Annotated in this window: 21 protein-coding genes; 11 read left to right on the top strand and 10 right to left on the bottom strand. The window is 58.9% G+C overall.

Annotated elements, in window-relative coordinates:
• Nucleotides 1-75: 75 nt before the first annotated feature.
• A complete protein-coding gene (locus tag HKN37_02930; protein ID NNE45596.1) occupies nucleotides 76-873 on the top strand; it encodes a polyprenol monophosphomannose synthase in 798 nt (265 codons plus the stop codon).
• A 127-nt stretch (nucleotides 874-1000) separates the two neighbouring features.
• Nucleotides 1001-2245, top strand: a complete 1245-nt coding sequence (gene icd, locus HKN37_02935) for an NADP-dependent isocitrate dehydrogenase (GenBank protein ID NNE45597.1) — start codon at nucleotides 1001-1003, stop codon at nucleotides 2243-2245.
• Nucleotides 2246-2265: 20 nt separating this feature from the next.
• Here the strand turns inward: icd and HKN37_02940 are convergent, their stop codons facing one another.
• Both HKN37_02940 and HKN37_02945 read right to left on the bottom strand, forming a co-directional pair.
• The gene (locus tag HKN37_02940) at nucleotides 2266-3426 is read right to left on the bottom strand and encodes a DUF3524 domain-containing protein (GenBank protein ID NNE45598.1); all 1161 of its coding nucleotides are present in this window, start codon (nucleotides 3424-3426) and stop codon (nucleotides 2266-2268) included.
• A 3-nt stretch (nucleotides 3427-3429) separates the two neighbouring features.
• Nucleotides 3430-3669 carry a hypothetical protein gene (locus HKN37_02945; GenBank protein NNE45599.1) on the bottom strand — a complete coding sequence of 80 codons (240 nt, stop codon included), beginning with the start codon at nucleotides 3667-3669 and terminating at the stop codon, nucleotides 3430-3432.
• 145 nt (nucleotides 3670-3814) lie between these two features.
• Between HKN37_02945 and HKN37_02950 the strand changes: the two genes are divergently transcribed.
• Nucleotides 3815-4501 (top strand): ComF family protein, encoded by a 687-nt coding sequence (locus tag HKN37_02950; GenBank protein NNE45600.1) that lies wholly within the window; start codon nucleotides 3815-3817, stop codon nucleotides 4499-4501.
• On the opposite strand, the gene ccmA is transcribed toward HKN37_02950, so the two are convergent.
• Nucleotides 4487-5125: a heme ABC exporter ATP-binding protein CcmA gene (gene ccmA, locus HKN37_02955; GenBank protein NNE45601.1), complete on the bottom strand. Its 639-nt coding sequence runs from the start codon at nucleotides 5123-5125 to the stop codon at nucleotides 4487-4489. The genes HKN37_02950 and ccmA overlap by 15 nt on opposite strands.
• 178 nt (nucleotides 5126-5303) lie before the next feature.
• Here ccmA and HKN37_02960 point away from each other — a divergent pair, with 178 nt between their 5' ends.
• A complete protein-coding gene (locus HKN37_02960; protein ID NNE45602.1) occupies nucleotides 5304-5867 on the top strand; it encodes a superoxide dismutase family protein in 564 nt (187 codons plus the stop codon).
• Between the two features lie 37 nt (nucleotides 5868-5904).
• Here the strand turns inward: HKN37_02960 and HKN37_02965 are convergent, their stop codons facing one another.
• The 3 genes from HKN37_02965 to HKN37_02975 all read right to left on the bottom strand — a co-directional run bounded on the left by HKN37_02965 (nucleotide 5905) and on the right by HKN37_02975 (nucleotide 9964).
• The gene (locus HKN37_02965; GenBank protein NNE45603.1) at nucleotides 5905-8061 is read right to left on the bottom strand and encodes an EAL domain-containing protein; all 2157 of its coding nucleotides are present in this window, start codon (nucleotides 8059-8061) and stop codon (nucleotides 5905-5907) included.
• Between the two features lie 170 nt (nucleotides 8062-8231).
• The gene (locus HKN37_02970) at nucleotides 8232-8762 is read right to left on the bottom strand and encodes a class IV adenylate cyclase (GenBank protein ID NNE45604.1); all 531 of its coding nucleotides are present in this window, start codon (nucleotides 8760-8762) and stop codon (nucleotides 8232-8234) included.
• Nucleotides 8759-9964, bottom strand: coding sequence for a GNAT family N-acetyltransferase (locus HKN37_02975; protein NNE45605.1), 1206 nt, complete (start codon nucleotides 9962-9964; stop codon nucleotides 8759-8761). Before HKN37_02975 ends, HKN37_02970 begins: the two co-directional genes overlap by 4 nt.
• A gap of 588 nt (nucleotides 9965-10552) precedes the next feature.
• Between HKN37_02975 and HKN37_02980 the strand changes: the two genes are divergently transcribed.
• The 3 genes from HKN37_02980 to HKN37_02990 all read left to right on the top strand — a co-directional run bounded on the left by HKN37_02980 (nucleotide 10553) and on the right by HKN37_02990 (nucleotide 12585).
• Nucleotides 10553-11338, top strand: coding sequence for a trypsin-like peptidase domain-containing protein (locus tag HKN37_02980; GenBank protein ID NNE45606.1), 786 nt, complete (start codon nucleotides 10553-10555; stop codon nucleotides 11336-11338).
• A gap of 243 nt (nucleotides 11339-11581) precedes the next feature.
• Nucleotides 11582-12160, top strand: a complete 579-nt coding sequence (locus tag HKN37_02985; protein NNE45607.1) for an FKBP-type peptidyl-prolyl cis-trans isomerase — start codon at nucleotides 11582-11584, stop codon at nucleotides 12158-12160.
• Between the two features lie 35 nt (nucleotides 12161-12195).
• The gene (locus tag HKN37_02990) at nucleotides 12196-12585 is read left to right on the top strand and encodes a hypothetical protein (protein ID NNE45608.1); all 390 of its coding nucleotides are present in this window, start codon (nucleotides 12196-12198) and stop codon (nucleotides 12583-12585) included.
• A gap of 17 nt (nucleotides 12586-12602) precedes the next feature.
• On the opposite strand, the gene HKN37_02995 is transcribed toward HKN37_02990, so the two are convergent.
• The 3 genes from HKN37_02995 to HKN37_03005 all read right to left on the bottom strand — a co-directional run bounded on the left by HKN37_02995 (nucleotide 12603) and on the right by HKN37_03005 (nucleotide 16313).
• Entirely contained in the window at nucleotides 12603-13979 is a 1377-nt protein-coding gene (locus HKN37_02995; protein ID NNE45609.1) for a M20/M25/M40 family metallo-hydrolase, read from the bottom strand.
• Nucleotides 13980-14012: 33 nt separating this feature from the next.
• Nucleotides 14013-14942, bottom strand: a complete 930-nt coding sequence (gene egtD / locus HKN37_03000; GenBank protein NNE45610.1) for an L-histidine N(alpha)-methyltransferase — start codon at nucleotides 14940-14942, stop codon at nucleotides 14013-14015.
• Nucleotides 14943-15020: 78 nt separating this feature from the next.
• The gene (locus HKN37_03005) at nucleotides 15021-16313 is read right to left on the bottom strand and encodes an ergothioneine biosynthesis protein EgtB (GenBank protein NNE45611.1); all 1293 of its coding nucleotides are present in this window, start codon (nucleotides 16311-16313) and stop codon (nucleotides 15021-15023) included.
• 166 nt (nucleotides 16314-16479) lie between these two features.
• On the opposite strand from HKN37_03005, the gene HKN37_03010 reads away from it, so the two are divergent.
• The 3 genes from HKN37_03010 to HKN37_03020 all read left to right on the top strand — a co-directional run bounded on the left by HKN37_03010 (nucleotide 16480) and on the right by HKN37_03020 (nucleotide 19640).
• Nucleotides 16480-17280, top strand: a complete 801-nt coding sequence (locus tag HKN37_03010) for a hypothetical protein (protein ID NNE45612.1) — start codon at nucleotides 16480-16482, stop codon at nucleotides 17278-17280.
• A gap of 223 nt (nucleotides 17281-17503) precedes the next feature.
• Nucleotides 17504-18016 (top strand): PH domain-containing protein, encoded by a 513-nt coding sequence (locus HKN37_03015; protein ID NNE45613.1) that lies wholly within the window; start codon nucleotides 17504-17506, stop codon nucleotides 18014-18016.
• A 13-nt stretch (nucleotides 18017-18029) separates the two neighbouring features.
• Entirely contained in the window at nucleotides 18030-19640 is a 1611-nt protein-coding gene (locus HKN37_03020; GenBank protein NNE45614.1) for a PH domain-containing protein, read from the top strand.
• On the opposite strand, the gene HKN37_03025 is transcribed toward HKN37_03020, so the two are convergent.
• Complete coding sequence (locus tag HKN37_03025) at nucleotides 19531-20283, bottom strand: hypothetical protein (protein NNE45615.1); 753 nt, start codon at nucleotides 20281-20283, stop codon at nucleotides 19531-19533. The two genes, HKN37_03020 and HKN37_03025, sit on opposite strands and share 110 nt — an antisense overlap.
• A gap of 198 nt (nucleotides 20284-20481) precedes the next feature.
• On the opposite strand from HKN37_03025, the gene malQ reads away from it, so the two are divergent.
• The coding region (gene malQ / locus HKN37_03030; GenBank protein NNE45616.1) for a 4-alpha-glucanotransferase at nucleotides 20482-22002 on the top strand (1521 nt) is incomplete at its 3' end.

Raw genomic sequence — 22002 nt, forward strand, 5'->3', positions numbered from 1 at the left:
CCCGGACGCCGCGATCCACGCGCTGAACGAGAATCACCCATTCTCGACGGTCCGGCTTATCTTCCCGATATCTGAATTAAGATCCCATACGTCGATTTGACGGATTTCACGCTATCAACGTCTACCGGCCCGGCGGCGCGCGACCCTCGCTGGCCGGTGCTTGTCGTCGTGCCTACCTACAACGAGGCAGCGAATATCGAAGCCGTCGTAGAACGCGTTTTCGAGGCGGGGGACGATATGGCCATTCTCGTGGTCGATGACTCGTCGCCCGACGGCACGGGCAAGACCGTAGAGGAACTCGCGACCAGGCACGAGGGACGGGTTCAGCTTCTCGTTCGAGATGGCAAGAAAGGACTCGGGACGGCGTACATCGCCGGGTTTAGATACGCTCTGGAACGCGGTTTTGAATACGTGTGCGAGATGGACGCCGACCGCTCGCATGACCCGCACGATCTGCCCAGCCTCGTAGCCCCGGTTCGCGCGGGTGATGCCGACCTCGTGATCGGTTCGCGCTATATCGATGGCGTTCGCGTCATGAACTGGCCCCTGCCACGGCTGGTGCTTTCGTACGGAGCCGGAATCTACACGAGGCTCGTAACTCGCATTCCGATTATGGATGTCACATCGGGCTACAAGTGCTTCCATCGGCGAGTGCTCGAGGCGATCGACCTGGACCGGGTTAATTCGAACGGCTATTCGTTCCAGATCGAAATGAATTACAAGGCCTGGCGAATGGGCTTCCGGCTGAAGGAGGTTCCGATCGTCTTCACCGAACGAACGGAAGGCCTGTCGAAGATGAACCGACAGATCGTAAGAGAAGCGACACTCAAGGTGTGGGAATTGAGACTGCGGTCGATCTTCCGGCGGCTCTGATAGCCCAAATCTTCGTGAAATGAGCTTGTGGCGGCCCTCCCCGCTTGAGCCATGACCGCGGACTGATCTACCTTCCCACGTCTCCCAACTCCACAACCCCAACTCCACGACCCTGAGATCTCTACAGATGCCCGAATACACGCACCTCACGCCGCCGACCGAAGGACACCTGATCAAGAAAGACGGCTCCGGCCTTCACGTCCCCACTGACCCGATCATCCCGTTCATTGAAGGCGACGGGACCGGACCTGATATCTGGAGAGCGTCACAGCGCGTTCTGGACGCCGCCGTCAAGGAGGCTTACGGTCAAGATCGAAAAATCGTCTGGTTCGAGGTTCTGGCGGGCGAGAAGGCCTTCAACGAAACGGGTGAGTGGCTTCCGAACGACACCCTCGAAGCGATTCGGCATCACCTGGTAGCGATCAAGGGGCCGCTCACCACGCCTGTTGGAGGCGGAATCCGATCGCTCAACGTAGCGCTTCGCCAGATACTCGATCTGTTTGCCTGCGTGCGGCCGATCCAGTACTTCACAGGTGTCCCGTCTCCGGTGAAAAATCCGGAGCTGGTGGACATGATTATTTTCCGGGAGAACTCGGAAGACATCTACGCGGGCATCGAGTATCGAAGCGGCACTGAGCAGAACGCGAAGCTGATGCGATTCCTGCAGGAGGAACTCGGCGTCACGTCGATCCGCTTCCCGGATTCGAGCGGACTCGGAATTAAGCCGATATCTCGAGAGGGAACTCGCCGCCTCGTGCGAGCCGCAATCAAGCACGCGCTCGAGTCGAAGGCCAAGTACATCACCCTCGTCCACAAGGGAAACATCATGAAATTCACCGAGGGTGCTTTTCGTGACTGGGGATATGAGCTCGCGAAAGAGGAGTTCGGCGCGGTCGAATATGAGGGTGGGCCATGGTGCAAGTTTCCGAGCGGCCTCATCATGAACGACGTGATCGCAGACGCATTTCTGCAGCAGATACTGACGCGTGCAGGCCAGTACGATGTGATCGCGACCATGAACCTCAACGGGGACTACATATCAGACGCCCTCGCGGCACAAGTCGGCGGAATCGGAATCGCCCCGGGTGCCAATATCAACTATGAGACGGGACTGGCCATCTTCGAGGCGACGCACGGAACTGCTCCGAAGTATGCGGATCAGGACAAGGTGAATCCAGGCTCCGTCATTCTCTCTGGGGAGATGATGTTCCGGTACATGGGGTGGAACGAGGCCGCTGACGCCATCGTTGCCTCGCTGGAGAAAACGATTTCTCAGAAGAAGGTCACCTACGACTTCCACCGTCTGATGGATGGTGCAACCTTGTTGAAGACCAGCGAGTTCGCGACGGCGATGATCGAGAATATGGGCTAGGCGTCACGCGGCCCGTCGTGTCACCCGAGGCGAACTGACGCTCCGGCCACACGGTCCAGCATCGCGTCAAATTCGGACGCACGGGTCTTCCAGTCGAAACGCGCAACCAGGCTCCGCAGCCTGCTGCGGGATAGCATCTGCGTCTCGCCGCTCAGCAGCGACACGAGGGCCTGATAAAGCTGCTCTTCCGTCTCGTAGAATATCCGGGCCTCGCCGGCGGGAGGCCGTTCCACGCTGCTCACGATCTCGGGATAGCTAAGGCGATTCGGCACGAGAGGATGGCACCCGCAGTGTATCGCCTCAACCATCGAGATCCCGAAAAACTCGTGGTCGGACGTCGACACAACAACGTCCGACCGATCCAGCCAGGTACAGTACTCGTCGAACGTGGGTGCAAATCCGAACTGCAGGATCCGGCTCCCGTACCGATCCCGCGCTTCGTCGAAAACCGTCGGTCGATTTTCGAATTTCTCCCCGATCAGGATAAGATCGAACTCCAGGCCGGCATCATCGAGTCTGTTCAGCACCCTGAAAAAGGACTCCGGGTTCTTGTCGTACTCCCACCGGTGGTTCCAGAGAATTGCGGGTGTCGGACCGGATGTCCGAGTGGCAGTCCTCGGAGTCAGCCGCGCGTCGATCGCGGCAGCGTCTATGCCGAGATGCAGCACAGATGATTTCGATAGAATCCTGGAGGTCGTGTCACCGTGAGTGTGATCCGGAAAACGCTTGAGAAACTCCGGTAGTGCTCCGAGGAATTCGGACCGGTGAAATTCCGAATTGAACACCACTTCATCGGCGGTCAGACACGACAGATAATTAATGAACGCGTACGTGTAATCGGGAGGCCCACTGTCGGGCAGGACGTAGGTGAGCTGATTCTCGTGCATGTAGAGCACAATGGGAAGTCGCGGAGCTGCGTCGCGTGTCAACGCCACATATGCCGGCACGTTGACCATACTGCTCGCGAACAACAGGTCCGGCCGATATCCGCTTGACACCGCATCGAGTGTCGCCTGCGCGAGCGAGACAGCGGCTCCTTGCATTCGCCACTTCCAGAACCGATCTGGCAGCGTGATCAGGCGGAAGTCGTGCCGGCTGTGGGACGAAAGACCCAGCAGGGCACTCTTATGGGAGCCACCGAACCATGGTTCGAGCGCAAGGACGTTCAGGACGCGGGACAACGATCAGCCCCGGATCCCCTGCTTTTTCCGGAATTCCTGCTCTTCCTCTTCCGTCGCGGGTCGGACGATCGAGACAGACCTTACCTGCAGATGTTCTCGCAGTACGGGATCTCGTACCTCGTCGGCCGTCAGAAGCATCTCCTCGCCAGGGTCCACCACAATCTTGCGCGACTTCATTTTGATCTCGACGGAACTCAAGTGGGTGTTCTTGATGATCATTCCCCGTCTTTTTCTCGTAACCATCGGATCAGCTCTCGTTGCCGGAATTCGTCTCAATTACAGCATAATACGAAAGATTACGAGCGGTCCGCGCTGCATGGTCGGCAAGAAGTCTTGAAGATGGCCGTGCAATTGACCTGGCAGCTGCCGTTTCGGATCATGGCTGTCTATGCGAAACACGCTGGTACGCGCCCGCCGGGGACTAATAAGTCTGCTGTATCCTTCAGTCTGCGAGCACTGCGGTGCACGATCCGAGGATGCGGCGCCCCTCTGCTGGAGGTGCCTCCGCACCCTGGAACGCGTTCAGGCGTGCGATACTGTAGGGCTGCTGGAGCCCTTTCCCCGCGATGCGGACGGCATTCAGGTACAGTGCCTGTGGTATTTCGACAAGGACGGCCCGCTCCGGGACGTTGCGCATGCTCTGAAGTACCAGAATCGGCCCTGGTACGGAAGATTTCTTGGCGACGCGCTGGCGGTCACGCTGGCGCTGGACAGCCCGGCCTCTGTGGTCACCCCCCTTCCTCTGCATCCAATCAAACGCCTCGATCGGGGCTACAACCAGGCCGCCTGGATCGCCGCGGCCGTATCACAACGGATTTCGATACCCGTACATGAAAACCTGGTACTGAGGACGAGGCCGACGCACACACAGACGACTTTAAATCGTGACGACCGATGGCAGAACGTGCAAGATGCGTTCCGGGCTGCGTCAGCGCCCGGTCCGGGGCATTCCCACGCCGTGCTGGTAGACGACATCGTCACGACCGGGGCCACGGCCCTTTCGGCAGCCGTTGCTCTCCGTGCAGTAGGCTTCGAGCACGTCACGATTGCGGCGGTGGGCCTAGCGCGCGATTAACGCAACAAACTCAGCTACGTTCACCTGCCGGTCACAGACAGCAGCCTCGTCATCGATATTCGTAGCCACAAGTACGATCCGCCCCCTCTCCCTGTGGGCTTCTATCAGTTCCGTGACGACCCTCCGGCCAGCTGCGTCCAGGTTGGAACTGGGCTCGTCGAACATCAGCACCGCAGGATCGTGGATGACTGCCATTGCGAGCTTGAGCCGCTGCTTCATGCCACTCGAGTACGTGCCGACCTCCTGGTTGGCCGCTGCTTCCAGTCCGACCTCCCTGAGCGCGCGTTCTATCGTAGCGTCGCCACCGCCGAGCCGTCGAAGTCGTACGAGAAACGCCAGATTCTCAGCGGCGGTGAACGAGTCGTACACGTTGATGTAGGGCGCCACAAAGCCAACGTGCCTCGTGAGATCGTCCACGCTTTCGGACCCGTTCCAACTCGCATCGATATGCCCTTCCGTCGGCGTCAGAAGTCCAGCGAGAATCCTGAGCAAAGTCGATTTCCCGGATCCGTTCGGACCGGTAATCGCGACGACTTCTCCGGCCGCGAATTCGACGTGCACATGTCGGAAGATGAAACGGCGACCAAATCGTTTGCCGATGTCGACTGCTGTCAAGCGATTCAGAAGCAAGGCCAACGGTCCCTCCGTTGATGAGTAGTAACCGGCGCATCCAGCACATTTGTCCGCCGCAATGTACTGCGTGTGGCCGTCGGCTCTGATCATTACCTTGTGAAAAGGCGTTCATTTCCCCGCGCCTCTTCAATCCCGCACCACAAACGCATCCCGGCCCGGTTATCATTCTATGAAATCAACCCTCCTCCTGTCGCTTCCGCTGATGATCGCCGGCGTGGCCTGCCAGAGCGGTGACAAAGAACAAGCACAACCCGCTCCGCAGACAGAGGTCGATGCGGTATATAGTGCCTCGCTGAGCCCCGCCAACCAGAGCGGGGTGTCCGGCACAGTTGAATTCTCATCCGTGGCAGACGGGACTGTTCTCGTCACAGCTGTTGTTTCGGGGCTGGAATCTGGCGGACGGTTTGGCTTTCACGTCCACGAGTTTGGAGACTGTAGTGCGCCCGATGCGAGTTCGGCAGGCGGTCACTACAATCCGATGGGCTCTCCACACGGAGCGCCCGGCAACCCTGCCACTGAGCGACATGCCGGGGATCTGGGCAACCTGGAAGAACTGGCCGAAGGCGTCGCCGAGTTCGAGTCAGTCGACTCCGTGATTCGGCTCACCGGGGAGCAGACAATCGAGGGCAAGGCGGTGATCGTACACTCTGGCGCCGATGACTTTGTAACACAGCCAACCGGCAATGCGGGCAAGCGACTCGCGTGCGGCGTAATTGTGCGGAAGGTTCAGTGACGTGCTCGGGCGACCTGCGGAGCGTCGGACGCCCGGTCTACGCGACTGATCGGATCGGCACCGGAGGCTGCTGAAAGATCTCTCCCAGCCACTCCGAACGGCGGGCGATGAGCGCGCCCGTCATGTCAGCATCCAGCGGCTTCGAGAAGAGGTAGCCCTGCCCGAACATGCAGTCCATCGACTGCAGGTGGTCCAGCTGACGCGTCGTTTCCACACCTTCGGCTACGGCGTGGATGTTCAGCGATTTGGCCAGATCCAGTACGGTCTTGACCATCTTCAGTCCGTCGTCCTGTCGTTCCATTCTCTTGATAAACGAGCGATCGATCTTCAGAATGTCGATCGGCAGAGAATGCAGCATGCTCAGTGACGCGTATCCTGTACCAAAGTCGTCCAGACTGATCTTGACGCCGAGCGCCTTGATACGCTCGAGATCACGCACCGCCCGTTCTCCGTCGTCAATCAGAACGCTCTCGGTTATCTCCAGTGCAACTCGCGAGTCTCCGAGTCCCGTCAGATCCATGACCGACGCGATGTAGTCGACCAGTTCGGGATCGTGGAAGCTGCGATTCGAGCAGTTCACGGAGATGGACAGATCTAGATCACCGAAGCGGCGATCCCACGCGGCAACCTGCTCGGTCGCCTGCTGGAACATCCATCGATCCAGGTCGACGATCAATCCGGTCTCTTCCGCTACGGACATGAACTGGGCCGGCGTGATCAGTCCTCTATGCGGATGATACCAGCGCACAAGTGCTTCGAACCCGTACAGTGTCCCGGATGCAAGATGGATAATTGGCTGATAGAACACGCGAAGTTCGTCGCGTTCGATCGCGCGTCGGAGGTCGGACTCGAGCTGTAGCAACGCGGACGCCTGCATCTGCTGCGTTTCGTCGAACACGGCGAAGCATGCGCGGCCCTTGCGCTTGGCCTGATACATGGCGGCGTCTGCATCGCGAAGCAGATCTTCGGCCAGATCATAGTGGGGGTCGCCCATCACGATGCCAATGCTTGCCGACGAAAAGACCTCCATCCCCTCGATGATAAATGGCGACGCCAGGCTTTCCAGGATTCGCTCGGCCACGTACAGCGCCCCATCCTGGCCACCGACTCCACTCAACAGGACAGCGAATTCATCTCCGCCCAGCCGCGCGATCACGTCTCCATCACGAACAGCCTGCTTGAGGCGGAACGCGAACATCTTCAGTAGCGCGTCTCCGGCATGATGGCCGAGGCTGTCGTTCACCATCTTGAAGCGGTCCAGATCGAGGAAAACGACCGCATAGTCCGGTTCGCCATCCCGAGATTCCGCGGTCGCGCTGTCGAGCGATCGCAGGAACATCATACGGTTGGGCAGGCCGGTCAGCGTGTCGTGATATGCGTGGTGGATCAATCGATCCTGCATCTCACGCCGCTCGGTGTCGTCTCGCATCACGGCGAGCAGACCGTTAAACTCGCCGGTAGGACCGTAGAGAACACTGGCCGATGCGTGGATGTGGCGCTCACCTTCGGTATGAGGTGTGGAGATAATGATCTCTCCCGACCACGTTCCGCGGTCTGCCAGAAGACCCCAGGCGGCGTGCTCTTCTTCGGGCTTCTCAAAGCGAAATTGTAGCAACTCTTCCGGACCTCTCCCCAGCGTGTCTTCTACGCTTAGACCAGTCAGTACCTCAGCACCCTTGTTCCAGTACTTGATGGCCATGTCTGAGCCCACCGTTACAACGGCGTCGCTCACCTGCGCAAGAACCTCAGCCTGGAACCGCAGTTTCTCGACGGCTGCACGGTTGTCGCCGACATCACGAAGCATCCACAGATGTGCCATAACGTCGCCGTCGCGCATTCTCGGGACGTAGGTGATCTCGAGTCGTCGTCCAGGGCCGAAATCAATCTCGGTAGTGCGAGACGTGGTGGCATCACCGTGAGGCTGACCCACCAGTTGGTTGCGGAATGCCGTGAGCTCAGGCAGCGGACGAGACGCTGATCCCAGTACTTCGCTGAGAGATCTCGTCACATACGATTGCGGGGGATCAGGTAATCCGAGTAGCCGACAGAACGAAACGTTGAGATGTCGAATGAGGCCGTCGGGTCCCTCTTCCAGAAAGCCCGTCTCGACCTGGCGCACGTCGAGGGCTCCAGGGTTGGGTGAACCGACTACTCCCAGTCCGGTCGGCGAAAGTGGGGACGGCTCTAACTTCATGCGGAGTATACAAGTACGAAAATGGCCCGCTGGCTACATCGCGTTGTATCGGCATGCCATACCCCAAACTTTAGATGAAATCGGGCTGCAAAAAAGTCGTCTGGAGACTTAAGAGCCTCGTTTGGCGGCCCCCGAGTGACAGTCACAGGTTGCCGTGCACGGCCGCTCCTCTACCGCCTGATCTCCGCAAGCATATCGCTGTAGGATCGATCGACCAGTTGATCATCCTCAACGCCGAGCAGAGACATCGTTCGCCGGCACTGCTGCTCGAGCACTGCCTCTACGTCCGGCCCGGGGTCCCCTATCGCCTCGATCTCGAGGAAGTGTCCCAGGCCCTCGACGCTGTCCACATGCACCTTAACATTTGAGAGGAAGTAGATGTGACGCGCCTTCTTGACCACCACTTCGACGCGGAGTGCCTCCACAAGCAGGGCGCGAAGACCTTCGGGATCCGGAGGGTGATAGAGCCGAACGAACGACGGCCGGGGTCCCGCCTCATCCCCGCGCCTGTAGTAGATCAGCGTGTTCTCGATGTTGCCCTCGCGCAGTTTCAGCCTGCCTTCGCGAACCCTGAAATACGTGTCGGTTTGATGATCAAGCCCGACGTACCGGGCACCCGCCGACTTCAGCCGATCGCAGACGCCCTCCGGATCATCGCAGTGAGCCTTTATCTCGACGTTGACTTTGGATTCGGCACTCATCGATCCGCGAGTCCATGCGACCCGGAAAGCAACAGCCTCATGGCGGTGGCGGTGCTCGGGCAGAGTGTGGTGAATTCTCTCGACTCGATCACCGGACCGGAGATCGACTCCCTGCTCACGGCCTCGAAACCGAAGCGCTTGAAATAGTCCGACGCATCTGTTGTCAAGAGGACCACTTCCGAGATCCCTAAAGATGCCGCGCTCTCGACGGCATCCCGAACGAGTCGCGCCCCTACTCCGTCCGACTGCTCGGATGACGCGACAACGACAGACCGCAGCAGGGCCTGCGACCCGTGGATTTCAATAGCCGCCGCACCAACAAGCACGTTGCCGCGCTTCGCGACAAGCAAAGTGTCAAAGACATCTTCGATGCCGTCGACCGGTAGCGAGGCCGCAGACAGCAGTTCATTCACACGCGCGACGTCGGAGCGCTGCGCCTTTTCAATTGTAACCGGACGGACGCTCGTGTGCGCGGACGGCGTCGCACGGATCGCCAGCTCGGACAGGCGTGCATAGTACGGCTCACACTCAACCAGCAGCGGACCGAGCTTGGGCGGCAGCGGAGTCGTTTTCGGCCGATACGGCGCGAATCCCGTCGTGGTGTGAACATCATGGTACCAGATGTCCGACCACACGCCGTCCTCCGGTCGCGGACCACTCGGCCAGTGCAACATCGCTTTCACGAACGGAATGCTTATTCGCTCGCAGACCTGCCGGAGAACGGACTCCGGATCCGCCAGCAGCTCGCGCGCGTCAATGACGACCACATTCTGTCCGATGGAGGCGAGATGTTCGACTAACCGGACCTGAACGGGAAAGCCTGTGTCATCAATTCTCGGATCCGGCAGTTTGCGTGCAAGGGACGGAAGTACCTGAGCGGGCGCTCTTGTAAGAATGACGTTGGCCGTTCGCTCCAGAAAGTCCCAACTGACGTCTACGAGGTGGTGCGCCATGTTCTTGACGAAGATGGTTCCGTCGGCCGTGTCACCCAGAATGACGTCAGCGATCACACGTTCGCCGTCGTTGTCCTGGCTCGCGATGATCCGCTCCCGTCCCGGGTGGTCCACGCCAGAGACCCGCAAGTAGTGAGCGTAAAGCGGCTCGTCGATGACACGTGTACCCGGGCGTTGCGCGAACGAATACATCAATGCCGTCGAAACATTGCGCGGCCCCGACCACAGACAAATGCGTTTCGTATCCATTGATTCTTGAGCCTGACGATAACGTCTTTCATCACGGGCCGTCGATCCACAGGTCTGGCGAGCGCATTCGACCTGCCGGATTCGACCGCAGCGCGACGTCTGCGCTGCACGTCGCAAATGTACACCGGGTGATGGACACTGTCATCTGCGGCCGGCGTTGCTTGCTGTCATTCGTCGGTGAAGCGTCTGAGTTCAGCATGTCCGTGACCGCAAACGAATGAGATGTCAGAAGACGGCGACGGCATGGCTGGGGCGGTGTCTTGCGAGGTCACTTTCTTGATTCCGGGAGACGTGTACCCTGACGCCAGATCAGTCGACGTTCCTCGTGCGAGAAGCCACACGATGCCGCTTCGGCGCAAGGCACATACCACGCATCAGCCCGATCACCCTTCGACATGCACTGTAAGGCCGCGTCTACCCATGATTCGTTCGCGTTGGGGCTCATGTAATTACCCCTGCATCAGGCCGAGTGGAGGCCCGCTGGTCTAAAACTCAGTTCACAACCGCCGATGTCCAACATAAGGGGGTCCGATTTTCGGAAGCCGATTACGGGCGGCGTCCTCCGGGTTCAATAATGAGGTGACGGCCATGATTCCCTCAACGCTGCCCATCGCGGCTCTGGTCTGTCTGACACTAGCCGTACCACAATTCCATGCAACGGCTCAGACGTCCTACTACTCGCCGTCATTCCTTCCCGACACGCCCATCGCGGCCGTGATCGAACCGAGGATTGACGCGGGCACGTTGTACCGCATCATCCAGCCCATCACGACGGCGACCGAGTACGCGAATGGAATCGTCGAGTACAACAACGGAAACGGATTCATCGTTGGGAATCGTTTCTACACCGTCAACCACAATCTTGCGTCCTCCAACCATGTGCCGAAGCTTCGAAAGACGTCGTACGTAAACGGTGTGGTCGTTCGGGCAATGCGTGTGAGTGCAGACCACGACCTTGCCGTGTTTCCGCTTCCTGACGAACTCTGTAAGAGTCATTGCAACGACCTGTCTCTCAATGAGCACGTCACGGTACAGCAAGGACAAGAAGTTTTCTGGCTCCGCAAGTTTGATGGGCAGGTCGTCATCAAGAGAGGCCGCGTTCTTGACTATGCCTGGATCGGCGAGTCTCCTCCGTCTCGTGACAGAGTCGGTCGGTGTGACGGCCGAATGGTGGTGCAGATCGATACACCCTTTCTGCCGGGCACATCAGGGTCTCCAGTCATCGACTCCGAGACCGGACAGATCATTGGAATCGCGCAGGGCAGTCTCTTCTCCGAACGCCAGCAGTCCGGATTTTTCAAGCCTCTGAACTGCCTCAAGAAATTGCGCGGTAATGACTCCGGCATAACCCTGACCGGAAATTTCGTGGACTGACGCGACATATCTGCGCCGGTGCGACGGAACCGGAGGCTACCGGATCATGCGAAGATGAGCCGGACAATCGCTACACCGACTGCCCGATTCGTTGCTCTACGCGCCTCCAGGGACGCAGCGGATTCAACCGGAATTGGGTGCAGAACGGAGTGATGACGTCGCATCACGCGACACAGGCGATGGGAACAACTGGCAGCTCAGGGACTACCAGTTTGCGCAATTCCAGGACCCATCTCGTTGTTTATGTTTGATTTCCCTCGACTCTCCCTTGCGGCAGGACCTCGTCAGCGTGACGTGGAGGGCAAAGCCGGGAACGCATGCCGAAATGGCGTGATCGCCACAAGAATCTTGCGACTTTCCGTGTTCCTCCTGCTCGTCTTAATGCTCCCCGCGTGTGACTCGGCTGAGCCACAAACCGTGAACAGCGACCCTCTCCTTCCAGAGGACGTCAGGCCCGAGGACTACACGACTACGGCGAGTGGTCTTCGGTACTTCGACCTGAAGGTCGGCGAGGGAATCAGCGTGCGACCGCAGTCCATCGTTCAGTTCCACTACGTGATGTGGCTTGAGGATGACCGTGTCATCGATACGAGTCTCAACCGTGGATCTCCAGCGACCGTCGTCCTGGGAGAAGGCACGTTGATACCGGGAATGGAGGAAGGGATGATTGGAATCAGAGTCGGGGGATCGAGACAACTCATTGTGCCGCCCGATCTCGCATACGGTGCTGAGGGCGTACCGAATGCCGGCATCCCACCGAATGCGACGTTCATAGTCGGCATTGCGTTGCTCGACGCAGTGGGCCAGACGACCACCGAATGAGTCTCAGCCAACTCCTGTAGCCGGGAGCACACAACATGATTCTTGAATCGCTCGCGAGTGGTCTTGTCCTGGTATTCGCAATCGCAATCGGCTCCGCGTGTATCATCTCGCTGTACTCGCCAGACAGATTGATGCGGTTCGTCCAGACGGAGTGGGACAAACCTTGGGCGATGTACGTAGCCGTCGTTGTGAGGTTGATCCTTGGCGCAGCGCTGATCTACGCAGCTCCGGCCTCCCGATTTCCAGGCGTCTTCACGGCGTTAGGCGGGATCGCCATCGTTGCCGCAATCGCCATCCCGGTTGTCGGGCGGGAACGGTTCGGGGCGGTCCTGGATTGGTTTGCAGAACGTCCACCGCTGTTTGTCCGACTGTGGCTGCTGTTCGGTCTCCACTTCTGCGTCTTTCTTGTTTACGGCCTACTGTAGCATGATCGGGGGGCGAGTCAGTTGGTGGCCGCTCTCTCCCCTCCCAGCCTCTCAGGCAGATCCGCCACCACGTACGCCATGACGGCCAGAGTCGCGACACACAGGTTCAACTCGTGCGGATCCAGCTTGTCCATGGTGTCCGCATTCGTGTGGTGATACCAGAAATATTTGGAGCGCTCGACGCGCAGGCCCATTCCCGGTACGCCTTCTCGCATCAGCGGGCCGATATCTGCACCTCCACCACCGCGCGTCACTTCACCCGCACCGATCTGCTCCAAAAGTCCGCCAATCTTCTTTATTGTCTCGAACGCCTCGTCCGAACCACTGAAACCGAACCCCCGAGGCTTGAACACACCCGAGTCGGACTCGATCGCCAGCACCATGTTTGCGATCTCATCGAGATGCGCATCGCGATAACCCGTTCCACCTCGAAGTCCGTTTTCCTCGTTCGTCCAGAGCACGACGCGTACCGTTCGGCGGGGTCGCAACCCGAGCCTCTTCATCAGCAACAACGCCTGCCACGCGGCAACACAGCCGCCGCCATCATCCATCGCCCCCTGGCCCACATCCCAGGAGTCGATGTGCCCGCCCATTATTACCACCTCCTCCGGTCGCTCCCATCCGACGATCTCCGCGACGACGTTTCGGGATAGAACATCCGGTTCCGTCCTGGCATCCATTTGCAGCCGGACTCGAACTCGCTGCCCGCGGTCCTGCATGCGCTGCATCATCTCCGCGTCTTCGAGCGTGACAGCCGCATGCGGTATTCGTTCAACTCCGTCCTGATAGCTACGCATCGCTCCGGTGTGCGGTGTATAGAGCGAAGCCGGTCCCACCGACCGTACGAGGCTTGCCACCGCGCCTGCTTCGGCCGCTCGCGTTGCGCCGAGACCCCGGTATTGAACGGTTGCACCGTACGTTGTGAACGGCACGTTGTATAGGATGATCTTGCCTTCGGCCTCGTCGCGGCGCAACAACAATTCGTCGAACGAACCGACAACCAGGACATCCGCCTCGATTCCATCCGGACCCGTTCCGACACTCCCTCCCAACCCGAGAATCTGCATCTCCTGTCGCCTCGGGCTCGTCAACACCAGCGATTCGCTTCCCCGAATCCATTTCGGAACCATCACGGGTTCTCCGTGCACATTCTCGAGACCGTCCGCTTCCATGCTGGCCAGTATCCAGTCAATGGCGTCTTCCAGATTCCGCGTACCGCTGAAGCGCGGCCCAAACGTATCCGCCATGTACGCCAGTCGTACGAAGGCCGAACTGTCTTCGAGTGCAGCAGCTATCAACCGCGTCGCGACCGTGTCAAAAGCAGCCACATGGTCGTCGTCACCGCCGGGCACTCCGTCCGCAATACTTCCGTCAACACCCGGCGTCAACATCATGACGAGTGTCAGGGCAAAACCAACATATTTCATTCAAACCTCAGCTTGTTTCGCGTGCAATAAGAATAGGGCAAACCAGCTACGCTTATCCGTCCAGACCTGCTCGACCCAGAAGTCAGCACCGCGCGCCAGCTCGCTGAATTGATCGATACCGTACTTGTAGGAGTTCTCCGTGTGAACGTATTCGCCACGCTCAAAACGAAAAGCCCGGTCCGCAACTCGGACGGTCTGCGCTTTCCGGCTGACCAGATGCATCTCAATCCGTCCCTCGTCCTCATCGTAGATGGCCCGGTGTGCGAACCCGTCAAGATCGAAGTCCGCTGCAAGCTCGCGATTGATTCGCGCCAGTAGATTAAGATTGAACTCCGCAGTGACTCCCGACGCGTCGTCGTACGCATTGAGAAGTACCTCGGGATCCTTTTTCAAATCCACTCCGATAATCGCTCCCCCATCATCGCCGACAATGGTGTGCATTCGCTTCAGGAATCGTGTGGCGTTCGCCGGGCGAAAGTTACCGATTGTTGAGCCCGGGAAATAGACGACCCTCCGGCCATCGAATTCGGGAAGGTCGACCGGGGTGGTGTAGTCCGCGTGAACCGGGATCACATGAAGATCCGGATAGTCGGCCGTCAACCCATCCGCCACCTGGTTGAGATGAACGCCCGAGATATCGATGGGCACGTACGTCGAACCTGGCGGGATGTGCTCCAGAATCATGCGAGTCTTCGTGCTCGACCCGCTTCCATACTCGATGATCGCGAGCTCCTCACCGAGCGATGCCCCGATCGCATCGATGTTCTCGCGCATGATCTGCAGCTCTGTCCGCGTCGGGTAGTACTCTTCGAGTTCAGTGATCTTATCGAAGAGTGCGGATCCGGTCGCGTCGTAGAAATACTTGGACGGCAAGCTCTTGGGCGAGCCGGACAAACCGGTCAGCACGTCGTTCAGAAAACTGGCTTCCATCACAATCTTGTCCGGGTTTGGACCACGGGTGCGAGCACAAGTCGAAGCACACGATAGACAGGGACGATGTCGCGCTGATCAGTTGCGTGCGAGCCGTATTCCAGTGAACTGCCAACGCGCAGATGGATGGAAGAAGTTGCGATAGGTCCGGCGTATGTGCGTCTCTGACGTGGCCACCGAGCCACCGCGCAACACGAACTGGTTGCACATGAACTTGCCGTTGTACTCGCCCAGCGCACCGGGCTCCGGCTTGTAGCGAGGATAGGGCGAATACTGGCTGCGCGTCCACTCCCATACGTCACCAAACATCTGTTCCACCGCGCCGCTTCTGCCCTGCGCCCGGATCGGATGAAAGTTCTTCCGCTCCACGAAATTCCCCTCGATGACTACGTCTCGACTCGCCACTTCCCACTCGAACTCCGTCATCAAGCGAGCATCCGCCCAGCGCGCGTACGCATCCGCCTCGAAGTAGCTCACATGACAAACGGGTTCGTCGAGGTTGACGGGTCTGAATCCTCGCAGGGTGAAATTCCACCACTGCCCGTCGCTGCTTTCCCAATAGCCGGGCGCCTTCCAGCCGCTCGTTTCGACCGCAGTCCACCCCTCCGACAACCACAGTTCGGTGCGATCATACCCACCCGCCTCCATGAACTCGATGTACTCCCGGTTCGTGACCGGTCGCGATGCAAACGCAAACGGTTCGACGAAAACCTGATGGACCGGACCCTCGTTGTCGTAGAAGAAGCCGTCGCCCTGATAACCTATCTCAACAAGCCCTCCCTCGTTTTCGATCCACTCCGCAGGCGGCGGAAGTGCCGTGTGGCCAATCTGCGCTCCCTCCGCGTAGACCGGTCGTAGCGGGTTTTCGGACAAGACATGCTTGATGTCCGTCAGGATGAGCTCCTGATGCTGCTGCTCATGATTCAAACCAATCTCAATCCGGCGGCGGGCCTCCGTCGATTCGGCGTCGCTCGTGGTTTCAAAGAGCTGCGCCATCTGCTGATCTACGAACTTCCGATATTGATACACTTCTTCGACCGTCGGACGGGATAACAATCCGCGCTTCGGGCGGCAATGCCGGTCACCCGCCTGGACGTAGTAGGAATTGAACAGATAGGCAAAATCTGGATTGAACGGCCGGTATCCCTCTGCAAACGGAGTCAGGACAAACGTCTCGAAAAACCACGTCGTGTGAGCGAGATGCCACTTTGTGGGGCTGACGTCCTGCATCGACTGTATGACGTAATCCTCCGTCACGAGCGGTGCGCACAGCGCGCGTGTCATGGCACGAATTTGCCGATAGCGTTCTGCGAGAGAGGCAATGGAGCGGTCAGCCGCTGCAGCGCCGTTCTTGACTGTTTGAACCTGCATTGGGACTCGTTTGGTACGTCTATTCGGGGTTACTACGGTGGGTTGCTCTCGGCGTGAATACGTTTCATAAATAAGATGCCCCCCTGCCGGAATCAAGCGTGGCCCGCATCGCGAACCGAAGCAGAGGCTCGGCGTACGCATCCGCCCACACAAAGGTGCCCCCTACATGATTCAGAATCGAACGCACGGAAATTGCGCCCTGACGGTTACCCTTCTGCTGGTGTGCCTGCTGATCAACGCGCCGGCCCTGGGACAGCGATCCTTCGAGGAGGTCGGCGATTCGCTATATGCCCACTTCGAAAATGTCGGTGCCCTTGAGGCGTACTCGAAGGCGCGCACCGCCACCCCCACTCTGTCCGTGTTGTTCAAGACAGCCGTCGCAGCCAACGAAATAGCACAGGATCTGGAGGCAGAGGGCAGGCGGGACGAGGCAGAAGAGATGTATCGCGTGGCGATTGATCATGCAGAAAAGCTCCGTGACGCGTATCCGGAGCAGGCGGCGTCGTGGTTCATTCTGGCCGCGACAAACGGCAAGATGGCGCAATTCAGTGGCGGCAGAGACAAGGTCAAAATTGGACGAGCCGTCGAGGAGTACTACACGCGCGCAATCACCCTCGACTCGACCTATGCGCTGGCCTACATGGTTGCAGGCATTTTCAACCGCGAGGTCGCGCAGTTGTCGTGGATCCAGAAGCTTGCGGCCAGGGCGTTGTTTGGAGGAGTTCCGGACGGAAGCCTCGAGCAGTCGCAAGCATATCTTGAAAAGGCCCTCAAACTGGACAACACCCTTCTTATCGCGCATTTCGAGCTGGCACAAACGTACATCGCTCTCGGCAAACCGGACAAGGCCGACTCACACCTTCGCTTCCTGCGCGTGCTCTCGCCCCGTAGCTCCGAGGAGGTGCGAGTAAAGGCCCGGGCGGCAGCACTGCTGTCCCCTGCGAATTCGAGCGACCAGCCGCAGTAGTCGCGCGCGCGAACAATATCGGAGACAGTAGGACGCACCCTGCGACTGTGCGTGCTCTGTGTGAAGTGAACCGATCTCCTGTTCAGGCGCATCCGATGTCGTATTTTGGACGAAACGGCGGATCGGTCCACCGCTGACCCGTCGGATTCCAGAAAGCCAATCGGCCTCCACCCACGGGAGTGCACCAGCGCACGTCCCCTCGACAATGATGCTCGAACCGGTCATGCCCCAGACAACTTCAACGCCGCGAGGCGATCTGTCGACCGCGCTAAAGCCGCTGCATCCGTCAGCGCGGACTGTCTGGATGATCAAGATGATGCTGTTTGGGTCCATTCTCATCCTTCTAGCCCTGGTGTACGATGTTACATCGATCTTCCGTGACGAGCGTCTGCTTCCACTGGGACTCGCTACAGGAGTCGCGATTGTGATCACTGTCTTGTTCGGGGTCGTATTTCCTAGACTGTGGTATCGTTTCTGGAGATACGCTCTGCGCGACGAAGTGCTGTTCCTTGAGCGAGGCGTCTTCAATCGGGTGCGTACGGTCGTTCCGCTGCGGCGAATCCAGCACCTGGATGTTTCGCAGGACATCATCGAGAGAGAGTTCGACCTCGGGAAGCTCATCGTCCACACGGCGGGCACGAGAAGCAGTGACGTCGTCCTGCCGGGTCTCGACTTCGAGGAGGCCGAACGGCTGCGAGACGAATTGAAGAACTTCATCCTGGAAGACACGATCTAGCGCCCTGAAGCCGATGGAAACAGACGTACCCGGCGTGGACGTGAAGCGTCTTCATCCGATGACGCTGATCCAGCGAGTCATCCTCAGTCTCCCCGGTTTCGTCATTCTGCTGCTTCCGGTTGTGCGTTCGCCGTCGACGACAAGCTGGTTCAACCTGGGGTTCGCGGTTCTGTACGGACTGATCACGCTCCCCCTCATCTTCCTGCAGTATCAGCGGTTCCGGTACTGGATCACGCCAAAGGAGCTGGTGATTCACAGCGGTGTACTGACGCGGCGACGCCGGAATATTCCCGTCGATCGAATCCAGAACATCGAAATCGAGCGGAAGCTCCTCCCCCGCCTGCTTGGCACGGCACGAGTAAAAGTCGTGACGGCGGGCAGCGATTCGGCCGAGGGCGTGCTCGAATACGTTTCGGTGCCCGAGGCAAATCGCATTCGGGAAGCCATCCGGATTCTCCAGCTACACGTGCAGGGCGACGACCCCGGCGAGACAACCGTCCTTGACTCGTCGGTGGCACCAGCTGTCGCCACGCCGGACGTACAGCCGCTCATCCGCCTCACGCTTGAACGTGTTCTTCTGTCGGGAGTCTTTCGGTTTTCCCTGCTCTACATCGCCATCATCTTCTCGGCACTGCAGCTCTTTGAACCGGACCCGGAAGTACTCGCCGACTTCCTGACACGAGGTCGCTTCGGGGAATGGACGGCAATGGTCATTCGATCTCCGTGGATGGCAGCGTTTGGCGGCATCGTCGCTGCTGCGCTGTTGTCGTGGGCCAGCGGCATCCTTGTCAACCTGAACAAGTTCTACGACTTCCGCTTGAGCCTGGAAGGCAACCGGCTCCACAAGAAACATGGCCTGCTGACTATCGCCGAGGGAACGATCCCCCTCAAGAAGATCCAGACGCTGATCTATCGGACAAATCCGTTGATGAGCCGTTTTGGCTGGCGAGCTCTGGAACTGCAAACTATGGGACTTAATGTCCGCGAGCATGGGCACCAGGTAGCTGTCCCGTTCGCAAAAGCCGCTGAGATCCGACCGATTGAAAAGCTGATCTTCCCGGTGGTGTGGCCCGAGAGGCTGCTGCCGGTGTCCCGACTCACGATCCGACGAATGTCGATACGATACGGCTTCGTGCTGGCGGCGATTGCGACGACCGTCTCGTTCTGGTGGCAGCCGGCGGTCTGGGCGTTCACGCTAATTCCGCTGATCATCGCGTGGGCCTATCTCCAGTACAGGCATCACGGCTATGCCGCGTCCGATCATGCCCTCGTGATTCGGCGCGGTTTCATCCGGCGAATGATGTGGTACATCCCGATCGAGAAATTCCACGTTTTCTACGTGACCCAATCCATCTTCCAGCGACGCCTTAATCTGAAGACGTTCTATGTGGATACCGCCGGCGCATCGGCCATGCACTTCCCGATGATTGTAGATCTGCCAGCCGACCAGGCCGACCTGCTGCTCCGGCAGCTGTTCGAGGTCTACCAGAAGTCTGGTCATGCCGATGATTCCGCTATTCAGCCGCCGGTACCGACTGACGGACGCAACACAATCCCAGATACAGAACGACCGGGACCGTCTTCCTCATTGCCGGACCCTGGAGATCGAGAGCAGTCCAACTGACCGATGCGGTCCAGGCGGCCGGACCTACCCACTTCAGCCACCACGGGAATCGGCCCGCGACCCACAGGAAGATCTTCTGCGCCGCCTGCTCGCCCAGGAACTTCGCAATCGTCGCGAGCACGACGCGCTTGATCAGGCCTTCGACAATCACGGCGCTGAACGCCTCGATCATGACCGGCAGCGCGAACACACCGGCGGAGCGCATCAGAAACGCCGTGGCCTTCTCCTTCTCCACTCCTAGATCCTCGAGCATTCGTTGCTGCTCGTCGGCCGAAAGATCGGCAAACTGACTTGTCGCATACTGATGCACCAGGTCAATCGTGACCTCCCGATCCGTACCGAGCCGGTCGGGTCGCACCTTCAGCGTATGGGCGACGTCGCGAAGGATCTCCCGAAAACTCACGCCGGGTTCGCGACCTGTGACGTACCGCATCACGTAGGCGATATCGGAGCTCCCCAGATAACGGATTTCCCGTTCAAGCTTCTCCACCACCCGCGCCCGATCTTCCTCCGATCCCGACGCCTCAAACGCTCGGATGCGTCGGTCCACCTCGGCATCATCGGTGAAATTGACCCAGTTCTTCATGAGAGCCGCTACAAAGTCGTAGTCGGCCACTTCCAGCGAGTTGAGTATTTCTTTCATGGTTGCATCAGGTTACCGGGTCGGGTACGGACATACAATCCCGGTTGTTACGATACCCGGGAAGCCCACAGTGTAACTCACCAAATGAGACATTATTGTCACATTCACCGTTCCTTAGGCGGACCCTCGATTATATTTGAACGCCCTCCCGGATGTATCGTCGGGATCTCACTCGAAACTCCGTGAACCGTTCACTTCATGGCCGATTACCGAGCAAGCGGAATTCTCCTGCACATCACTTCTCTTCCGTGCCGTTACGGAATTGGTGACTTTGGACCCGCGGCCTACGAGTTCGCTGATTTCCTTGTCCGCGCAGACCAGAAGCTCTGGCAATCGCTTCCGCTTGTACCCGTGGGCCACGGATATTCTCCGTACTCCAGCCCGTCGACCTTTGCCATCAATCCGCTTCTTATCAGTCCCGACCTGCTGCTGGAGAACGGCCTGCTTGAGGATCGCGACCTTGACTCTCTTCCGTTGTTGCCCACATCACAGGTCGACTTTGCAGAGGTGATCTCGTACAAGTCGCGTTTACTCCGCGCCGCGCATGCTCGTTTCGAGGCAGCGGACCCGGCGGAAATGCGCGACGCCTTCAGTGCGTTTTGCGCGCGTGAGTCCGGCTGGCTTAACGACTACGCGCTGTTCATGACGATTCGAGCCCGGTTCGACGACGTTCCGTGGACGGAATGGCCGGAGGAGTTGCGCGACCGCGATGCGAACGCATTGAGGAACGCGTCGGCTGAGCTGGCGGACAAGGTCGAACAACATCGTTTCTGGCAGTTCATTGCCTCCGATCAGTGGGCCCGGCTTCGTGGCTACTGCAACGATCGTGATATCCGGGTGGTGGGTGACATCCCGATATATGTTGCTCATGACAGTGCGGACGTGTGGGCGCATCCGGACCTGTTCCAGCTTGATGCTGATGGTGAGCCGACCGTCGTAGCGGGCGTACCGCCTGACTACTTCAGCAAGACGGGCCAACGATGGGGTAACCCGATTTATCGCTGGGACATCATGGAGGAGCGTGGGTACGAATGGTGGACGCGCCGACTTCAATCTGTCCTTCAACAGGTTGACGTCGTGCGCCTGGACCACTTTCGAGGTTTCGAAGCATACTGGGAGGTGCCGGCCACCGAACCTACGGCAATCAAAGGCAGGTGGGCCAAAGGTCCGGGGCCAGATCTGTTTGAGACGCTAAGACGCCGCCTCGGCTCCATGCCAATCATAGCAGAGGATCTGGGCCTGATCACCCAGGAAGTGGTGGAGCTCATGCAGCGATACGGTTTCCCGGGGATGGCCGTATTGCAGTTTGCATTCGACAACGACGCAGACGACAAATTCCTTCCGCACAACTTCCATCGGAATCTTGTGGCCTACTCGGGTACGCATGACAACGACACCGTTCACGGTTGGTACCGGAGCGACTTGAGCACTCAGGACGAGCAGCAAGTCGCGCAGGCGCGTCGGTTTTGTCGCGATTACCTGAACATTTCGACAGGCAATGAACCCGATCTGCACTGGCGATTCATTCGCGCGCTGGCCATGTCCGTAGCCGACTCGGTGGTCTTCCCGCTGCAGGACGTACTCGGGCTCGGAACCGAAGCCAGAATGAATGTCCCCGGAGAAGCGACGGGCAACTGGTCGTGGCGATTCGAACCGGGCGCATTGACCGAAGTGGTGGCAGAAACCCTCAGGCGGATTACCGTGAACTGCGGCAGAGGT

It is taken from the genome of Rhodothermales bacterium, from assembly GCA_013002345.1.
GTDB lineage: Bacteria > Bacteroidota > Rhodothermia > Rhodothermales > JABDKH01 > JABDKH01.